Raw genomic sequence first — 17,674 nt, forward strand, 5'->3', positions numbered from 1 at the left:
GATTATAATTTTTTGATCAATAAGTTTTTGAAGTAAACAACATCTCCGTGATCTTGGAGAGATATTTTACCTTTCTTAAAGGTTCCAAAACCTGGCATGTCCTTAAATTTACTATCAGCAATCAAAGCTTCCCATTCAGGAGTCCAAAGCGTGGTTTTGACAACAGTTGTTCCATTAAGGATTAATTCAAGTTTGCCATGATCTGCAATTATCTCGGCATGATTCCATTCCCCCCAAGGCTTAACTGTTTCTTCACTGCTTACGATGAGATCATATAAATCTCCTGCTCTGTGACTGATGATTTTTGCATCTGGGTGCCCTTCATTATCCAAAACTTGCATTTCCATTCCAGTATTCCAAGGATATTGATATTCTGGAGCTTCGTGAACATAAAAGATGACACCACTATTCCCGTTTTGAGCTATTTTCCAATCATATTTGAAGTGAAAATTCTCAAACTCTTCGTCCGTAACAATATCGCCTCCATCGCCTGTTTGCCAACCGTCCTTATTGGCAGCATCCAGATAAATGGCTCCCTCCTCATCGATTTTCCAAGCATTTCCAACTTCACCACCACCATACTTATGCCAGCCTGCAAATGTGGCACCATCAGATAATGGGATCCATTCAGATTGTACAGTTGGAACTTCTTCCATCGCTTCTGTATTTTCTGATTCAGTTGATTTGATTTGAGCTGAACTTGAAGCTAACAATCCTGCTACCAAAGCTATAGCCAAATATCCTTTTTTCATTTTCTTATTTCTTCAATAACAGAACATATGCAACCATATCCTTTGCATCTTCAAGGGTTACATTAGGATGTGGAGGCATTGGTACTTCTCCCCAAACACCAACTCCTCCAGCTATGACTTTCTCTGCTAGCATGTTGATATTCTCTTCGGTATTTTCATACTTCGCAGCTACATCAGCATATGATGGACCCACGATTTTTCTCTCTACCATATGACAGGAGGTACAGTCGGACGTTTTTAATTTGGCAAGACCCTTAATATATACAGGATCATCCTTATACATTTCTTCCAGACTCATTTCTTTTGCAGGTTCTGCAGGTGCAGTTTCTACCGCAGCTGTTGATTCAGCTGATTTCTCTCCGCCTCCGCATGCGAAAGCCAACCCAGCCAGTGCAGCGAGTCCAAGATTTAATGGTTTTGTGATTTTCATTTTTATGTAATTAATATTGTTATTTAAATCCCTAAAATTTTCTTATTAAAGGCTTCATCAGCTCCTACTCCCGCGAAGTCATCAAATGCTTTTTCCGTAACTCTTATAATGTGAGAATCAATAAATGGAGCTCCTTCTGCTGCCCCTTGTTCAGGATGTTTAATTGCACATTCCCATTCGAGTACTGCCCAGCCATCAAAATCATATTGCGAAAGTTTGCTAAAAATACCTGCAAAATCAACTTGTCCATCTCCTAAAGATCTGAATCGACCGGCTCGTTCTATCCATCCCTGGAATCCGCCATATACACCTTGCTTACCTGTCGGGTTAAATTCAGCATCTTTTACATGGAACATTTTGATTCTTTCATGATAGAAATCAATGAATTGTAAGTAATCTAAGCATTGTAACACAAAGTGACTTGGATCATAAAGAATGTTCGCTCTTTTATGTCCATTTACTTTATCTAAAAACATTTCGAAAGTAATTCCATCATGAAGATCTTCTCCTGGATGTAGTTCATAACATACATCCACTCCATTTTTATCGAACTCATCCAATATTGGAGTCCATCTTTTTGCAAGTTCTGTAAAGCCAGTCTCTACCAATCCTGCTGGCCTTTGTGGCCAAGGGTAAACAGTATGCCACATAAGAGCTCCGCTGAAGGTTGCATGGGCAGTCAATCCCATGTTTTGAGATGCCTTGGCAGCATACATCAATTGCTGGGTAGCCCATTCTGTTTTTCCCTTGAGGTTTCCGGCAAGGTTTGCTGGTGCAAAACCATCAAACAATTCATTATATGCCGGGTGAACCGCTACTAGTTGCCCTTGAAGGTGTGTTGATAATTCTGTAATCTGCATACCTGTAGATTCCACAATACCCTTTATCTCATCAGCATAAGTTTTACTTTCTGCCGCTTTTTGAAGGTCAATTAATCTGCCGTCCCAGGATGGTATCTGTACCCCCTTATAGCCTAAACCAGCTACCCACTCACAAATGTTTTTAAGGTTGTTAAATGGAGCTTTGTCATCTGCAAACTGTGCTAGAAAAATGGCAGGTCCTTTAATAGTTTTCATATTGAATTTTAGTTTTTACCAACTCAATCCTAAATTATAACTCTAGGGGGACTGATTGGTTTTCGGTTTGATTTTTGAGTTTTTGATAATTTATTTTTCCACTACAAATGGCGTCCATTTTTGATCAGAACTATTACTTTTCAATACATGATCAATGAAAGCCATACCTCTGATTCCATCCTCAATTCCTGGGAAATCTTCCCATTCTGGTTGTGGGGTTTCTCCATTTCTTTGAGCATAAATACATCTGGCAAAATTTCTGTACAAGTTAGCAAAGGCTTCGACATATCCCTCAGGATGTCCTGCTGGAGTTCTTGTGTTTTCATTTGCCAATGAACCCAAATAGCCTGTTCCTGCTCGATAGATTTGATCTGGTTTGTCAGGCCAGCGAGCAAGTAACGTGTTGTTTAGCTCTTGTTCCCATTCCAAGCCTCCTTTTTCTCCATAGACTCGAATCTTTAAATTGTTTTCTGCTCCGGTATCTGTTTGTGATGCCATCAAAACACCTGAGGCTCCATTTTCGAATCGCATTAAAACAACGCCATCATCATCTATTGGTCTACCATCAATTTTTATGTATAGGTCTGCGCAAATTTGACTTACTTTTTCCCCGGTTACATATTCTGCCATATGGAATGCGTGGGTTCCGATGTCACCCATACATCCAGCTAAACCATTTCTTTTGGGGTCGGTTCTCCAAGCTGCCTGTTTATTGTTCTCCGTTTCCAATAATTTCCAAAGCCATCCCTGAGGGTATTCCACATATACTTTTCTCACTTTGCCAATTTCACCATTGGCAATCATTTGCTTGGCTTGCTTAATCATTGGATACCCCGAATAGGTATGTGTCAATAAAAATAATTTTTCAGAATTTTTGACGACATGATAAAGTTCCTTGGCTTCAGCATAATTAAGCGTCAAAGGCTTATCTAATGCTACATGAAAGCCATGTTTAAGTGCTTTGACTGTAGGGTCAAAATGAACATTGTTTGGAGTTACAATACAAACCACATCAATCCTTTCAGATTCCGGTAATTGTAATTCTTTTTCAAACATTTCATCGTAACTGCTATAAACACGATCGGGAGGAAGCATTAATTCCTCTCCTCTGATTTTTGATTTTTCAGGGTTTGAGCTAAACGCACCAGCTGCTAGCTCAAACATACCATCCATTAAAGCTCCATTCAAATGAATAGCTCCAATAAAAGACCCTGGGCCTCCACCTATTAGTCCTAGTTTAAGTTTTTTTGATTTATTCATGGGCAAAGAATAGATTTTTCTGGTTTTAATAGATTGAATTAATTGATTCTAAGTTGAAAATCCTTTGTACTTTAACTGAGTCGATTGATAAATTGATCAATAGCTTCATCAAGTTATGAGTGGCTATTTGAAATCTTCATAATTCCTGAAGCCTGAACTGCTTTAGAGCTGCTCAAAATACAGTAAATTGATAAAAATTTAAACTTTCATCCCTTAAATACTATAAATCTCATCCATTTAACTTCTGTTTAAAATGAAATTAATCACCAAGTTACAGCTCTCATTTATGATGTTTTTAGAATTTTTTATCTGGGGAGCATGGTTTGTAACTCTGGGGACATTTTTAGGGTCCAATTTACAAGCTAAGGATTCTGAAATTTCCCTGGCATTTTCAACCCAGTCTTTTGGGGCTATTATAGCTCCTTTTATCGTGGGGATGATAGCGGATAGATATTTTAATGCAGAAAAAATCCTGGGTATAATCCATATCCTTGGAGGGCTCCTTATGTATTGGCTTTATAATACGTCCGAATTCGCTATTTTCTTCCCGGTCCTTTTAGGGTATATGATATTGTTCATGCCAACTTTGGCACTGGTTAATTCCATTTCTTTTAATCAAATGCTAAGCCCGGAAAAAGAATTTTCTGTCATCCGTGTTTGGGGAACCGTGGGTTGGATAGCTGCAGGAGTGATGATCAGCTTATTTGGATGGGATAGTCAGGAGGGTTTGAGTCAAGGTTTACTCAAATACACGCTACTTGTAACTTCAGCGATGTCGATATTTTTGGGTTTTTATAGTTTTACTCTTCCAAAGACCCCTCCTAAAGGAAAACTTTCAGGTGAATTCTCAGTTTCTAAAGCATTGGGATTAGATGCGTTATCTCTTTTAAAACATAGAAATTTCGCCATTTTCTTTATCTCTTCCATTTTGATATGTATTCCGTTGGCATTTTATTACCAAAATACCAGTCCTTTTTTGACTGAAATTGGATTAGAAAATTCAACCGGTAAAATGGCATTTGGGCAAGTTTCTGAAGTGGTTTTTATGTTAGCTCTTCCAGTATTCTTTTCAAAGTTCGGAGTAAAAAAGACATTGATTGTAGCTATGATAGCATGGGCCTTGCGGTATTTACTATTTGCTTTTGGCAATGTAGATTCAGGAGTTTGGATGCTATTGCTCGGAATTGTATTACATGGGATTTGTTATGATTTCTTTTTTGTAAGTGGTCAGATTTATACGGATTCACATGCAGGAGAAAAATATAAGTCCTCTGCACAGGGCATGATTACCCTAGCGACATATGGAGTTGGGATGTTAATTGGGTTTTGGATTGCTGGTTTGATTTCTGAAAACTATGCAGATTTAAATGGAAATCATGATTGGAGGTCAATTTGGTTGATTCCTTCTGGTATTTCCGTGATGGTTTTGCTATTTTTCATTTCTTTTTTTAAAGAAGAAAAAAAATCTTACCCTAATAACCTAAATTAAACATAGATGACATTTGATTCTGGAAGACGTTCTTCGTTCAAAAAAATGCTTGTTGGAGGCGCTTCACTTGGAACTCTAACTAGTTTCGATTCAAAAAATAGCATGCCGGTGGAACTGAAAGGTAATATTAATCATGGGGTTTGCCATTGGTGTTTTCCTGATTACAGCTTGGATGATTTTTGCGCAGAAGCAAAGAAAATTGGCATCAAGGGAATCGATTTAATTGGCCCAAAAGATTGGGAAATTTTAAAAAAACATGGGTTGGATTCTTCTATGTGTAATGGTGCGGAGATCAACCTGGTAGATGGGTTTGGAGAAACCAAATTTCATGATCAATTAGTCAAAAATTACACCGAGGTCATTCCTTTGGTAGCAAAAGCAGGATATAAAAATCTGATTTGCTTCTCTGGAAACAGGAGAGGAATGGATGATGAAACAGGATTAAAAAATTGTCAAGCTGGCCTCGAAAGAATCATGCCTATTGCAGAGAAGCATGGGATTATGATTCAAATGGAATTATTGAATAGTAAGGTTAATCATATTGATTATTTATGTGATAGAACTGCTTTTGGCGTTGAGTTATGTAAAAGAGTAGGTAGCCCTAATTTCAAATTATTATTTGATATCTACCACATGCAAATCGATGAAGGTGACCTGATCAGAAATATTACGGATTATCATGAATATATTGGTCATTACCATACTGCAGGAAATCCGGGTAGAAATGAATTAGGTGATGATCAAGAAATTAATTACCCTGCAGTAATGAGGGCTATTTTAGCAACGGGATATAATGGATATGTTTCCCATGAATTTATTCCCAAAAAAGAAGATAAAATTGCATCCCTTGCTGAGGGAGTTGCAATTTGTGACGTATAAACCAAATAACTAACAAATACCATAATTTATGGCAAATCAAGCATATGATGCAATTGTAGTTGGCTCCGGGATAAGTGGAGGTTGGGCTGCAAAGGAACTTACCGAAAAAGGCCTCAAGGTTCTCATGTTGGAGAGAGGGCCTAACGTAGAGCATGTAAAAGATTATAAAACAGCTACGCTTCCTCCTTGGGAAGTACCGCATAGAGGAAGAAGAACTCAGGAACAATTGGAAAATCATCCGAACTTGAGAAGGGATTATGTATTAAATGAGTTAAACCTGGATTGGTGGGCTCACGAAGATGATTCTCCGTATGTGGAAGAAAAACCCTTTACTTGGTTTAGAGGATACCAAGTAGGAGGAAGATCACTACTTTGGGGTAGACAATCTTACAGATGGTCAGACCTGGATTTTGAAGGAAATTTGAAAGAGGGAATAGCAGTAGACTGGCCTATCAGATATAAGGATATTGCACCTTGGTATTCTTATGTAGAGAAATTCGCAGGTGTTTCCGGGTCAAAAGATGGGTTAGATGTTTTGCCGGATGGAGAATTTATGCCTCCTATGCCGATGAACTGTGTGGAAAAAGATGCCGCGGAAAGAATTAAAGCACATTATAAAGGAGCAAGAACTTGGACTATTGGTCGTCCTGCCAATATTACTCAACCACTTCCAGGAAGGCCTGGTTGTCAATATAGAAACAAATGTTCTCTTGGATGTCCTTTCGGAGGATATTTTAGTACCCAAGCTTCTACTTTACCTGCAGCAGTAGCTACCGGAAATCTCACATTAAGACCTTGGTCTATTGTGACAAGAGTTATTTATGATAAGGATACTAAAAAAGCTACTGGAGTAGAGGTTTTGGACGCAGAAACAAATCAAACCGTAGAATATGACGCGAAGATTGTTTTCTTATGTGCTTCAGCATTCAACTCCACCAGAATTCTAATGAAATCTGCCACAGATGTTTGGCCAGGAGGTTTGGGAAGTAGTTCCGGTGAACTTGGACATAATGTGATGGATCACCACTTTAGATTAGGAGCAAGAGGTACCATGGAAGGGTATGACGATAAATATTATTTTGGAAGAAGGCCAACAGGGCTATACATACCAAGATTCCGAAATGTAAATGGAGATAAGAGAGATTATCTTAGAGGATTTGGATATCAGGGAGGAGCAAGCCGAAGTGGATGGAGTAGAGATGTAGCTGAACTTAATTTTGGTGCGCCATTAAAAGAAGCTTTAACCAAACCAGGACCATGGTCTATGGGAATCACGGCTTTTGGAGAAATCCTTCCTTACCATGAAAATACAATCAAATTAAGTGATACTGTAAAAGATAAATGGGGAATGGAGGCATTGGTAATGAATGCCGAAATAAAGGACAATGAAATCAAAATGCGTAAAGACATGATGGCAGATGCCGCCGAAATGTTGGAAGTTGCGGGTTTTAAAGACGTTCAAGAATATGATGCTGGATATACCTTTGGTCAAGGTATACATGAAATGGGTACAGCAAGAATGGGTAGAGATCCCAAAACTTCTGTTCTAAATGGGAATAACCAGGTTTGGGAAGCTAAAAACGTGTTTGTTACTGACGGAGCGTGTATGACTTCTGCATCAGCGGTGAATCCATCATTGACTTACATGGCATTAACTGCCAGAGCTGCTGCGTTCGCAGTTGATGAATTGAAAAAAGGAAATCTCTAATTTAAACGACGGAAACTATGACTATGAATAGAAGAGACGCATTAAAAAGCGTAGTTCTGATGATGGGAGGAACCATGGTAGGAGCCACAGCGATCCTGACAGGTTGTACTCCAGAAAACCAAATCGAAGGCTTGGATTTTAAGCCTGAGGATATTGCTTTCCTCGATGAGATTGGAGATACGATTATCCCTACCACCGATACACCCGGGGCAAAAGCTGTGGGAATCGGTTCTTTTATGGTGATGATGGTTAAAGATTGTTATGATGCCAACCAACAGAAAACGTTTGTCGATGGATTAAATACCATCAACAAGGAGTTTAAAGCTGAAAATGGGAAAGCATTTGTGGATGCTTCCTCAGAGGAAAGAACAGCATATTTGAATAAAATGTATGAAACAGCAAAAGCTAGTGGCGATCGTAAGCCTGAGGTGATTTATATGCTGAAGGATTTAACAGTTTTAGGATATTTTACTTCAGAGATCGGTGCTACCCAAGCATTGAATTATGTTGAAGTTCCTGGAAGATTTGATCCATGTATTCCATATAATCCCGGAGATAAAGCATATGCTATTTAAAGAATTAATTTAAACCAAAAAACGCCTGCTCTACTTACTGAGCGGGCTTTTTCATGTTATGAAAAACCCAAGAAGAAAATTTATTAAAGTGGGAACTATGCTTGGATTAGGCACTGCTTTTATGCCATTGCAATTTTGTTCACCTACAGAAAAAGAAGAGCAACAAAGCTTGTCTGGTACATCGGAAGAAAAAAAGTCCAAGCTACAATCTTTTGGAATCCAGTTATATTCTGTGAAAGATGAAATGGCTAAAGATCCCAAGGCAACTATGACAGCATTGGCTGGATTTGGCTATAGACAATTTGAAGGGTTTGATGGAGGCAAGGGAGTGCTGTGGGGAATGGAACCAGCTGAATTTAAAACTTTGACTATTGACTTAGGCGTGAAAATGGTTGCGTCTCATGCCAATGTTTTTGAGAATCTAGATGCACAAGCTGCAAATGCAAAAGAAGCTGGTTTAGAATATTTGATCTGTCCTTGGATTGGACCCCAAAAAACTATCGATGAGTATAAAATTATTGCAGATAAGTTTAACAAAGCTGCTGAGACATTAAAGTCTCACGGTCTTAAATTCGCTTACCATAACCACGATTACACGTTTGTAAATCTGGAAGGTCTGGTTCCTCAGGATGTATTGCTGGAGAACACCGATCCGGCTTTAGTAGATTTCGAAATGGATATTTATTGGGTTCATGTAGCTGGGTTTAATCCAGCGGAGTATTTAACCAAATATCCAGGAAGATTTAAGCTTTGTCATCTAAAAGACGCAGAAGCAGACAAAGGTGACGGGGAAGAAAGGGGCGTTCTATTTGGATCAGGTGAAATACCATTTACCAACATCGTGAAAGAATCAATTGATCTGGGAATGGAATATTTTATTGTTGAACAAGAGCGGTTTGTTGGCACAAACCCGATGGAAGCCGCCGAGAAGAATGCTATTTACTTAAAAAATTCTTTTGAGTTCTGATCAAGAGAAAATATCCTGTTTTTTAGGTTGCTTTCTAAAAAGGAAAATGTAAATAACAATAATCAAAATGATCAGTAAAGCTACTTCAAATTGAGCCCAAATCTGAGATCGGTTTATTTGAACTTTAGCTTTGCTGATTAGCTTTTGTCCTTCATCCATTTGAATCTTACTCAGGTTTTCTAGGTCGGATTTGGCTAAAGCAATTTTTTGATCATATAGTTTTACCTGAATGGTATTTACTCCTGTTGAATCCATGTAGAGTAATTCATAACTTTTGATATTTAAATCATTTTGGATAATCTGTTTAAAATCTTCTAAATAATCTGATTCTTCCACGGTCAAATTAGTTTTTTCAAAATCAATGATTAAGTCCATGATTCCTTTTTCATGACCTTGGATCTCATTGATTACTCTTGAATAATCATAATCGAGGTTACAATGATCAATAAGCTTTTGAATAGAAAATAATCTGTCAGAAATCTGGAAAATATACCCTTCGACCACAAGTCTGTCATTATAAACCTCTGTAAAAGTCCTGCTAATACTTTTAAATGCCTGTCTTTCAGTTAGGTTTTTCCCATAAATCATAAGTAAAAGGACTGAAATTATGGCAATAGCCTGAAATCTTTTCTTCTTTAACCCTGAATTATTCATCATTTTTTATTTATTCAAACTGGTGATTTTAGGTTTTTGATTGTAAACCCGGACGTAATCTATTTCCATTTTCTGTGGCCAGATATTGGGATCAATACCTTGCTGACCTCCCCATCCTCCTCCAACTGCAATATTAAGGATTACATGAAAAGCCTGATCAAACGGCCATTCCTTATAATCATCTTTTGATTTATCGAATGTGAAGTATAGCGAATTATCGATGTAGAAATCAATTTTCTCTTTGGTCCAATCAATTGCATAAATATGAAATTCAGTATTGAATTCTGGAACCATTATGAAGCCTCCTTTTTGAGTCCCAATTTTATGGTTAAAAGCTTCCGTATGTACTGTACCATGTACTTTTCCCGGGTCAAATCCGACATGTTCCATGATATCGATTTCGCCATTTGAAGGCCAGCCACCAAACTTATTTTCTTCTGGAAGCATCCATATTGCGGGCCAAGTTCCTCTTCCTGTAGGAAGTTTTGCTTTTACCTCTATATAACCATACTTCCAGGAGGCTTTTCCTTTTGAAACTAATCTGGCAGACGTATAGCCTTTTGGGTAGTTCGAGTCTGTCTTTGCTTCAATTATTAATATTCCATCTTTCACTCTTGCATTTTCAAGTTTAGCTTCAGAATAATATTGTAGCTCCTGATTTCCCCAACCATGGTCACCGATATCGTAGCTCCAGTTTTTGGGATTGGGTAACCCATCTTTTTCGAATTCATCAGCCCAAATTAGTTTTGTCTTTTGGGCTAGAATCTGATTGCTCATCAGAAGTAGAAACAGAATGCTAAACTTTTTCATAGATTTAATAATAACGGGAAAATACAAAAACTTAAATAATTAAGTAGTGTTTTTATCGCTAGAGGCAAGTCAAAATTTGAATTGCCATTGTAAGGACATTATTTGTAATTTTACTCGTATATAAACCCAAAGAAAATGGCATATTATTATCGGTTGGGAGAAATACCTCCTAAAAGACATACTCAATTCCGTCAACCTGATGGCACTCTATACAAAGAAGAATTGGTGAGTTCTAAAGGTTTTTCCGGAATCTATTCAAATTTATATCATATCAATAATCCCAATCAGGTTAAATCCATTGGTACTCCAACTCCGTATTCATCGGAGCCAGCTATGGAACATGGTTTAAGTCAAACGCATTTGAAGACTTCAGGCGTAGATATAACGGGGGAAGATTATCTGAGTGCCAGAAAAATTCTCATGATGAATTCGGATGTCATGATGGGAATTTGTACGCCTAGAAAGCGCAAAATGGATTTCTATTTTAAAAATGCTGATGGCGACGAGCTTATCTATGTTCATGATGGAGAAGGAGTATTGTATTCTCAATTTGGAAAATTGACTGTAAGAAAAGGGGATTACATAGTTATACCTAGAACTACTATTTATCGATTTGAATTTAAGGAAGAGGGGCCGTTGAGGCTTTTGGTCATTGAATCCCATGGTCCTATTGAAACTGTAAAAAGATATAGAAATGAAGTAGGGCAGCTATTGGAGCATTCACCATACTGTGAGCGGGATATCAGAACACCGGAGGCTCTTCACATCGAAACTGAGAAAAGAGATTATCTGATTCAGATAAAAAAACAAGGAATGCTTCATCCTTATACATATGGCCATAGTCCATTGGATATTGTAGGATGGGACGGATATTTGTACCCTTATGCTTTATCTATTTATGATTTTGAACCAATCACAGGTAGAATTCATCAACCACCACCGGTACACCAGACTTTTCAGGCATGGGGTTTTGTGATTTGCTCATTTGTACCAAGATTATTTGATTATCATCCTTTGGCCATTCCAGCTCCATACAATCATTCCAATATTGATTCGGATGAAGTGTTATATTATGCAGAAGGAGAGTTTATGAGTAGGAAAGGAATTGATAGAGGCTCTTTTACCATTCATATGGGAGGTTTGCCACATGGGCCCCATCCTGGTACTGTAGAAAAATCGATTGGAGCAAAATCTACAGAAGAATATGCTGTAATGCTAGATACCTTTAAATCGCTTCAAATTACTAAGGAGGCTTTAGAGTTTGTTGATGAAAATTATCCTATGAGTTGGACAGAATAAAAAAAGAGCCTGAATTTAAATTCAGGCTCTTTTTGATTGCATCTACTAGTCTATTTGTCTGTAATTTCAGTTATTGGTTGACCAGTTGCCCCATTTGGTAATTTGATATCTAACATCATAGAGAGTGTGGGTGCAATATCTGTGATGGAAGCATATCGAGAGCTTTCGCCTTTTGGTATATTCCAACCATAAAATATCATTGGGACATTGGTATCGTAGGAATAACCAGTTCCATGAGAAGTTCCTCGTGCACCGCCAGTAAGCCAGCCAGGCTCAAGAATTAACAACACATCTCCTGAAGATTTGTGATTGTACCCCATTTGAAGTTTCGCTGCTCTTCCTTGAGTAAATTCAAAGTTTTTCATTGCATAGGCAGTATATGCCTCTTTGACGCCTCTGAACTTTAATAGAAAGTTTGCAAGGTCTTCCTGCATGTCCCTTAGATTTACCCCTTTTTCTCTAATTAACTCATGGTTTAGGAATATCTGCTCATTAGATAAACTTTTAATCCAATCTCCTTCTCCATAGATCTTTTGAGTATACCCTTTCAATTGTGCATTGATATAGCTATTATTTAGATTTCCTGCAGGAATTTTTTCACTTATCATATGAGTTGCTACTTCGGCAACGGCATGATCAGCTGTAAAAAAAATTAAATACTCACCTTCACCTATTTTTTCATCGAGGTAGTTAAGAAGTCTTTCAAATTCTAAATCCAATCTCAAATAATTGTCTTCTACCTCCTTGGAGGCTGGTCCAAATCTATGGCCTATGTAGTCAGGTGAAGAAAAACTCAATGCAAGAAAATCTGTCTCTCCGCGATTTCCCAAGTTTTCACCTTCAATAGCAGCGATTGCAAAATCCAGCGTTAAAGTATTCCCGTAAGGAGTGGAGGCAATAAGACCTAATCCCCCGTTTATCTCTTTTAATGTGGCTAAATCATATGGAAAAGTAGGGGTGTCTTTACCTGAAAATGGAGATTCAAAAGCATTGTTGTCATCAATACTTTGTTTGTATGTTTCGATAGGATAAAGGGTATTCCAGGTCTGACTGATGTAATTTTCAGCCACCTTCTTTTCATTGAAATTCTGAACCCATGAAGGTAAAGAATCATAATAATAAGTGGATGTCATGAATTCTCCATTATTACTATCAAACCAATAAGCATCTCCTAAGTGTCCTGCTGGAAGGCTTGCACCTCTATCCTTGATTGCAACTCCTACTACTTTTGACCTTTTGTTTGAAGAATATCTCAGCTCATCAGTGATTGTAGTAGTTAATAAATTTCTTGGACTGATTTTTCCATTCCCTTCAGTTCCTCCAACTGCCGTGACAGTAGAATCTTCAGCACAATAGAGAGCTCCATCTAGGCTTCGTACATACCAGCTATTACTAATAATGCCATGCGTAGCTGGCGTGGTCCCAGTGTACACAGAAGCATGACCTGGACCGGTGTAGGTTGGGATATAATTGTAATGACCATTCTTCATCATAAAGCCGTCATTCATTAATCTTTTAAATCCACCCTCTTTATATCGATCTGCAAACCTGTATAGGTATTCTTGTCGCATTTGATCCACTATAATGCCGACAATCAGTTTTGGTTTTTTAGCATTGTTTTGAGCCAGAAGAGGCGCGATTGCGAAAACAACGAGGAAAAATAAGATTCCGATTTTTTTCATGATATATTAATTTGAACCTAAAGATAAGGATATGCTACAATCTGTTAAATAAGACTTTTTTAAATGGACAAAACATGTGAGATTAGGATTCTAAAACAATATTATTTTATGAAAAGGTCCCTTATTATATTTTTTCTTTTAACTATCGCCTTCAATTCAATAGCTCAATCTTTTTTTGAAAATGCGCTGAGTAGTGATTGGCATAAAGAAAGAAGAAGTGCTTTTAGGAGTAAGATGCCTCCTAATTCTGTCGCTGTTATTTTCAACAATCCTGTCAAGAATAGATCCAACGATGTGGACTATATCTACCATCCAAATACCGATTTCTATTATTTAACAGGATTGAGAGAGCCAAATGCTGTATTAGTAATCTTCAGTGAAATGCGAGCTTTAAATGGAAAATCGTCGGACGAATTAATATTTGTACAGCCAAGAGATCCAAGAGCTGAAATGTGGAATGGGAAAAGACTTGGAGTTGATGGAGTGAAGGAAATGCTGGGTTTTGAAGATGTATTTCTATATGAAGAATTTACAGGAAACCAAAAATTGGATTTTAGTCCTTTCGACAAAGTTTTAACCTTTGATTTATCTGAAAACATTGAAGGCAGTAATACAAATGCAGGTTTGATAGAAATGATCAGTGCATTTAAAGAATCTTCAGGCTATCCTAATGACGTTTCCCAAATCAATCTCCAAATTTATGAGATGATTAGAGCTACAGATATTCAGAATTCTGCAAATGTGGCTCAAATAATAGATAGGGCCAAACAACGATATCCTGAGGTAGAGGACGACCCTGTTTTAAAAGATTTTTTAGACGCGGACTCTCCGGAAAAGCGAATGGCAGTGAAAGAAAAATTACCGGAACAAAAAGTTGATCTATTTCTTATGACTGAAATAATGGAAGGGCTTCGAGAAGTAAAAACTGTTGAAGAACAGGAGTTAATGAGGACTGCTGCAAAGATTTCTGCCATTGGACAAATAGAGGTCATGAAAGCAGCAAAGCAAGGAATGTCAGAAAGAGAGATTCAGGGGATTCATGAATTTATTTACAAAAGGTATGGTGCAGAAGATGTTGGGTATCCATCCATTGTAGGTGCTGGGAATAATGGATGTATTCTCCATTACATAGAAAATGATATGGAGAATATCAGTGATAGGCTTCTTTTGATGGATCTGGGTGCGGAGTGGAAAGGCTATACAGCAGATGTGACCCGAACTATTCCAGTGAATGGAAAATTCAATGAGGAGGAAAAAGCAATCTATGAATTGGTATTAAAATCCCAAGATGCAGGAATAGCGCTGAGTACTGTGGGAACTGATTTTGCAACTATAGGAGAAGAAACCAGAAGGATCATCAATGAGGGTTTAGCCGAATTGGGAATTATCAAACCAGGTCAATCCCATAATTATTTTCCGCATGGTACTAGCCATCATGTTGGGCTAGACGTACACGACCGAGGATCAAGAGGTCCACTTAAAGAAGGTGCTATTATTACTGTTGAACCCGGAATTTATATTCCCGAAGGCTCTCCCTGTGATAAGAAATGGTGGGGGATTGCTGTGCGAATCGAAGATGATATTTTAGTGACTTCTACTGGCCCAATTAATCTATCGGGTGATGCCCCAAGAACTGTCAGCGCTATTGAGCAAATGATGCGAATTCCTAGTGTATTGGAAAACTGGGTGCTCCCTGAAATTAATTGATTTTCATAATAGTTCCCGCAAAGGTGCAAAGGCGATATTTGAAAAATTAAAGTCCATTGACCACTCTAGTGATCCCGTTGGTCAGTTTGTCTTCATTAAAATTAATCAGCATTCCGAGCTTCAACCCTGTAAGTTTAAGATAGGTTCTGATTTGTTTACCGTGTACAAGTAATAACTTTTCGACTGATTTTAACTCTATTAAAACCTTCTGATTTAAAATTAAATCAGCTCTATATCCTTGGTCAAATTTTATGCTCTCCCATACGACAGGAATGATGACCACTTGCGTTTCGACAAGAAATCCTTTCTGCTTAAGCTCATATGAAAATATTCCTTCTTAAACGGATTCTAATAGTCCAGGGCCTAATTTTAAGTAAATCTTGAAAGCGGTATCAACTATTACTTTTGATATTTCATTTTCATTCATCTCAAAAAATGTTGCGTCTTTGCGTGATGAAAATATTTATAAAGAATAAGTCTTAATCCCGCTTTTTTAAATCCCCCCTCTTAATAGATCGGATAAATTGACCCCAAGCAAATGGGTCTAGGAGACGTAAAGGTCTAGGACCATAGAGATCCTGATTTTGAAGGGTTTGGCCCTGTTGAAAATACCGGAAGTTTTCGCCTCCAGAGGCAGGCATGCTTTCAGCCCACCTTAGCAGCATCTCAGGACTCATGTTTGCGCGACTTATCGACATCGGGTCAACTACATTCATAGCGATTACAGCCTGTTTGAATTCTTCTTCAGTGGGGTAGGGCATCACTTCAATTTCTGCCAAAGCAATCTCATCCACCTCCATGGTTAAAATCAGACTGATTCTGTCATTCTCTACATTTTCAGGAACTTTGAAGGTTTGTCTTTTTAATCCTATAAAACTGAAAACCACACTATCCCCTTCTAATACAGGCATGGAGAAATATCCGAATCTACCACTACTTGTTCCTCTACCTTTTTTCGGAACATATACATTGACGCCCGCTACGGCATCAGTGCTATCAGCATTTAGTATTATACCTGAGAGTTGAACAACCTTTCTTTCTTGTTTATCTTGAGCAGAAACAACCTGAACTGAAAAAATGAATCCCAGTAGGAAAATAAGGAAGGATCGAAGTATAATTGAATTATTCACAAATAAATAAACTTATATAAATACGAAAGGTTGGCAAAACGAATGCGATTATACCCTAATTTCGGTTGATTTTTTATTTTACCAACAAAATCTGAGTTAAAACTTACTAAATGAGACTCAAAAATATAAGTTTAAATTACGGACTCCGAATATTTAAAGCTCTTTCTGAAGACTCTAGAGTTAGAATAATTCATTTATTGATGCTAAATAAAGAATTATCTATCTCTGATTTAGAACATATACTGGATTTCACCCAAACAAAAACCAGTCGACATTTGATTTATTTAAAAAATGCAGGATTGCTTGGAAGCAGGAGAGTGGATCAGTGGATGTTTTATTACATCCTTGAAGAATATCTTGAAATCTTTCAAGCTGTATTTAAGTTTATTCAAAAAGATCCAAGCCTGATCAGAGACCAAGAAACATTCGAAATCTTGAAATCCAATCGCGAGCTGGCAATTAATAAAATTCAGAACAATCAATATCGACGTTAAAAACTTTGAAAAATTACCAACATATCTTTTTCGATTTGGATCATACCCTTTGGGATTACGACCGAAATGTCACTGAATCACTTTCAGAACTTTATGAACTGTACACGCTGCAGGAATTAGGTATTCCCACTTTTGATACTTTCTCTAAATCATTTCACCACGTGAATTTCCAATTATGGGATATGTACAATGTGGGAAAAATAGATAAGCATGGTCTCCGAATTGAACGGTTTAGGAGGATTTTTGCTCATGCCGGAGCTCCTGAAGATTCTGTTCCTTCACCATTTGAAGAGGATTTTATGCATCGTACTTCTTCCAAACCACACGTTTTTCCATACTCAAATGAGATTTTGACTTATTTGAAAAAGAAATACCCACTTCATGTTATTACAAATGGTTTTAACGAATCTCAGGCAAAGAAAATGAAATCATCAGGTTTGGATCAATACTTTGATTTAATTGTCACATCAGAAACAACTGGACATAAAAAACCAGATCCCAGAATTTTTCATCATGCTATGGAACAATTGGAGACAAGCCCTGAGTTATGTATCATGATTGGCGATAATCCAAACTCAGATATTCTTGGTGCCCAGAATGCATCAATAGATCAAGTTTATTTTAATCCCGATGGAAAGGAAACGGAATTGAAGCCAACTTTCACCATTTCCCACCTCAAAGAATTGGAAAGTATTTTATAATTGCTTTTGTTACTAAAATCACTAGTCAATAAAATCCTGTTGGTTATCTTTGCCAACATCA

18 protein-coding genes are annotated in these 17,674 nt (G+C 37.5%); 9 read left to right on the top strand and 9 right to left on the bottom strand.

The genetic code is table 11. The annotated features are described in order from the left end of the window. Window positions 1-2: 2 nt before the first annotated feature. From AAGF08_RS19560 to AAGF08_RS19575, 4 genes are all read right to left on the bottom strand, one after another. Window positions 3-752, bottom strand: a complete 750-nt coding sequence (locus tag AAGF08_RS19560) for a DUF1080 domain-containing protein (protein ID WP_343513106.1) — start codon at window positions 750-752, stop codon at window positions 3-5. Between the two features lie 4 nt (window positions 753-756). Next, window positions 757-1,182, bottom strand: a complete 426-nt coding sequence (locus AAGF08_RS19565; RefSeq protein ID WP_343513107.1) for a c-type cytochrome — start codon at window positions 1,180-1,182, stop codon at window positions 757-759. 23 nt (window positions 1,183-1,205) lie between these two features. Then, on the bottom strand, window positions 1,206-2,258 hold the full coding sequence (locus tag AAGF08_RS19570; protein WP_343513108.1) for a sugar phosphate isomerase/epimerase: 1,053 nt from the start codon (window positions 2,256-2,258) through the stop codon (window positions 1,206-1,208). A gap of 90 nt (window positions 2,259-2,348) precedes the next feature. After that, on the bottom strand, window positions 2,349-3,518 hold the full coding sequence (locus AAGF08_RS19575; RefSeq protein ID WP_343513109.1) for a Gfo/Idh/MocA family oxidoreductase: 1,170 nt from the start codon (window positions 3,516-3,518) through the stop codon (window positions 2,349-2,351). 253 nt (window positions 3,519-3,771) lie between these two features. Here AAGF08_RS19575 and AAGF08_RS19580 point away from each other — a divergent pair, with 253 nt between their 5' ends. From AAGF08_RS19580 to AAGF08_RS19600, 5 genes are read left to right on the top strand one after another with little or no spacing between them, the layout of a single operon-like run. Next, window positions 3,772-5,007 carry a nucleoside permease gene (locus AAGF08_RS19580; RefSeq protein WP_343513110.1) on the top strand — a complete coding sequence of 412 codons (1,236 nt, stop codon included), beginning with the start codon at window positions 3,772-3,774 and terminating at the stop codon, window positions 5,005-5,007. A 6-nt stretch (window positions 5,008-5,013) separates the two neighbouring features. Beyond that, complete coding sequence (locus AAGF08_RS19585; protein WP_343513111.1) at window positions 5,014-5,886, top strand: TIM barrel protein; 873 nt, start codon at window positions 5,014-5,016, stop codon at window positions 5,884-5,886. Window positions 5,887-5,914: 28 nt separating this feature from the next. Beyond that, complete coding sequence (locus AAGF08_RS19590; RefSeq protein ID WP_343513112.1) at window positions 5,915-7,594, top strand: GMC family oxidoreductase; 1,680 nt, start codon at window positions 5,915-5,917, stop codon at window positions 7,592-7,594. Between the two features lie 17 nt (window positions 7,595-7,611). After that, window positions 7,612-8,169 carry a gluconate 2-dehydrogenase subunit 3 family protein gene (locus AAGF08_RS19595; RefSeq protein WP_343513113.1) on the top strand — a complete coding sequence of 186 codons (558 nt, stop codon included), beginning with the start codon at window positions 7,612-7,614 and terminating at the stop codon, window positions 8,167-8,169. A gap of 58 nt (window positions 8,170-8,227) precedes the next feature. Beyond that, entirely contained in the window at window positions 8,228-9,136 is a 909-nt protein-coding gene (locus AAGF08_RS19600; RefSeq protein WP_343513114.1) for a sugar phosphate isomerase/epimerase, read from the top strand. Here AAGF08_RS19600 and AAGF08_RS19605 read toward each other — a convergent pair whose 3' ends face one another. Further along, window positions 9,137-9,793, bottom strand: a complete 657-nt coding sequence (locus AAGF08_RS19605; protein WP_343513115.1) for an MCP four helix bundle domain-containing protein — start codon at window positions 9,791-9,793, stop codon at window positions 9,137-9,139. Between the two features lie 3 nt (window positions 9,794-9,796). Further along, window positions 9,797-10,600 carry a glycoside hydrolase family 16 protein gene (locus tag AAGF08_RS19610; RefSeq protein ID WP_343513116.1) on the bottom strand — a complete coding sequence of 268 codons (804 nt, stop codon included), beginning with the start codon at window positions 10,598-10,600 and terminating at the stop codon, window positions 9,797-9,799. Between the two features lie 135 nt (window positions 10,601-10,735). Between AAGF08_RS19610 and AAGF08_RS19615 the strand changes: the two genes are divergently transcribed. After that, window positions 10,736-11,899: a homogentisate 1,2-dioxygenase gene (locus AAGF08_RS19615; protein ID WP_343513117.1), complete on the top strand. Its 1,164-nt coding sequence runs from the start codon at window positions 10,736-10,738 to the stop codon at window positions 11,897-11,899. 50 nt (window positions 11,900-11,949) lie between these two features. Here the strand turns inward: AAGF08_RS19615 and pafA are convergent, their stop codons facing one another. Beyond that, entirely contained in the window at window positions 11,950-13,581 is a 1,632-nt protein-coding gene (gene pafA / locus AAGF08_RS19620) for an alkaline phosphatase PafA (RefSeq protein WP_343513118.1), read from the bottom strand. A gap of 108 nt (window positions 13,582-13,689) precedes the next feature. Between pafA and AAGF08_RS19625 the strand changes: the two genes are divergently transcribed. Continuing rightward, window positions 13,690-15,288, top strand: coding sequence for an aminopeptidase P N-terminal domain-containing protein (locus AAGF08_RS19625; RefSeq protein WP_343513119.1), 1,599 nt, complete (start codon window positions 13,690-13,692; stop codon window positions 15,286-15,288). Window positions 15,289-15,334: 46 nt separating this feature from the next. Here the strand turns inward: AAGF08_RS19625 and AAGF08_RS19630 are convergent, their stop codons facing one another. Then, the gene (locus AAGF08_RS19630) at window positions 15,335-15,619 is read right to left on the bottom strand and encodes a GxxExxY protein (RefSeq protein WP_343513136.1); all 285 of its coding nucleotides are present in this window, start codon (window positions 15,617-15,619) and stop codon (window positions 15,335-15,337) included. A 148-nt stretch (window positions 15,620-15,767) separates the two neighbouring features. Continuing rightward, window positions 15,768-16,418 carry a carboxypeptidase-like regulatory domain-containing protein gene (locus AAGF08_RS19635; protein WP_343513120.1) on the bottom strand — a complete coding sequence of 217 codons (651 nt, stop codon included), beginning with the start codon at window positions 16,416-16,418 and terminating at the stop codon, window positions 15,768-15,770. Window positions 16,419-16,528: 110 nt separating this feature from the next. On the opposite strand from AAGF08_RS19635, the gene AAGF08_RS19640 reads away from it, so the two are divergent. Further along, window positions 16,529-16,912 (top strand): metalloregulator ArsR/SmtB family transcription factor, encoded by a 384-nt coding sequence (locus AAGF08_RS19640; RefSeq protein ID WP_343513121.1) that lies wholly within the window; start codon window positions 16,529-16,531, stop codon window positions 16,910-16,912. 5 nt (window positions 16,913-16,917) lie between these two features. Further along, on the top strand, window positions 16,918-17,613 hold the full coding sequence (locus tag AAGF08_RS19645; protein ID WP_343513122.1) for a YjjG family noncanonical pyrimidine nucleotidase: 696 nt from the start codon (window positions 16,918-16,920) through the stop codon (window positions 17,611-17,613). Window positions 17,614-17,674 lie beyond the last annotated feature (61 nt).

The sequence above is a fragment of the Algoriphagus sp. SE2 genome, from assembly GCF_039563885.1.
Taxonomy (GTDB): domain Bacteria; phylum Bacteroidota; class Bacteroidia; order Cytophagales; family Cyclobacteriaceae; genus Algoriphagus.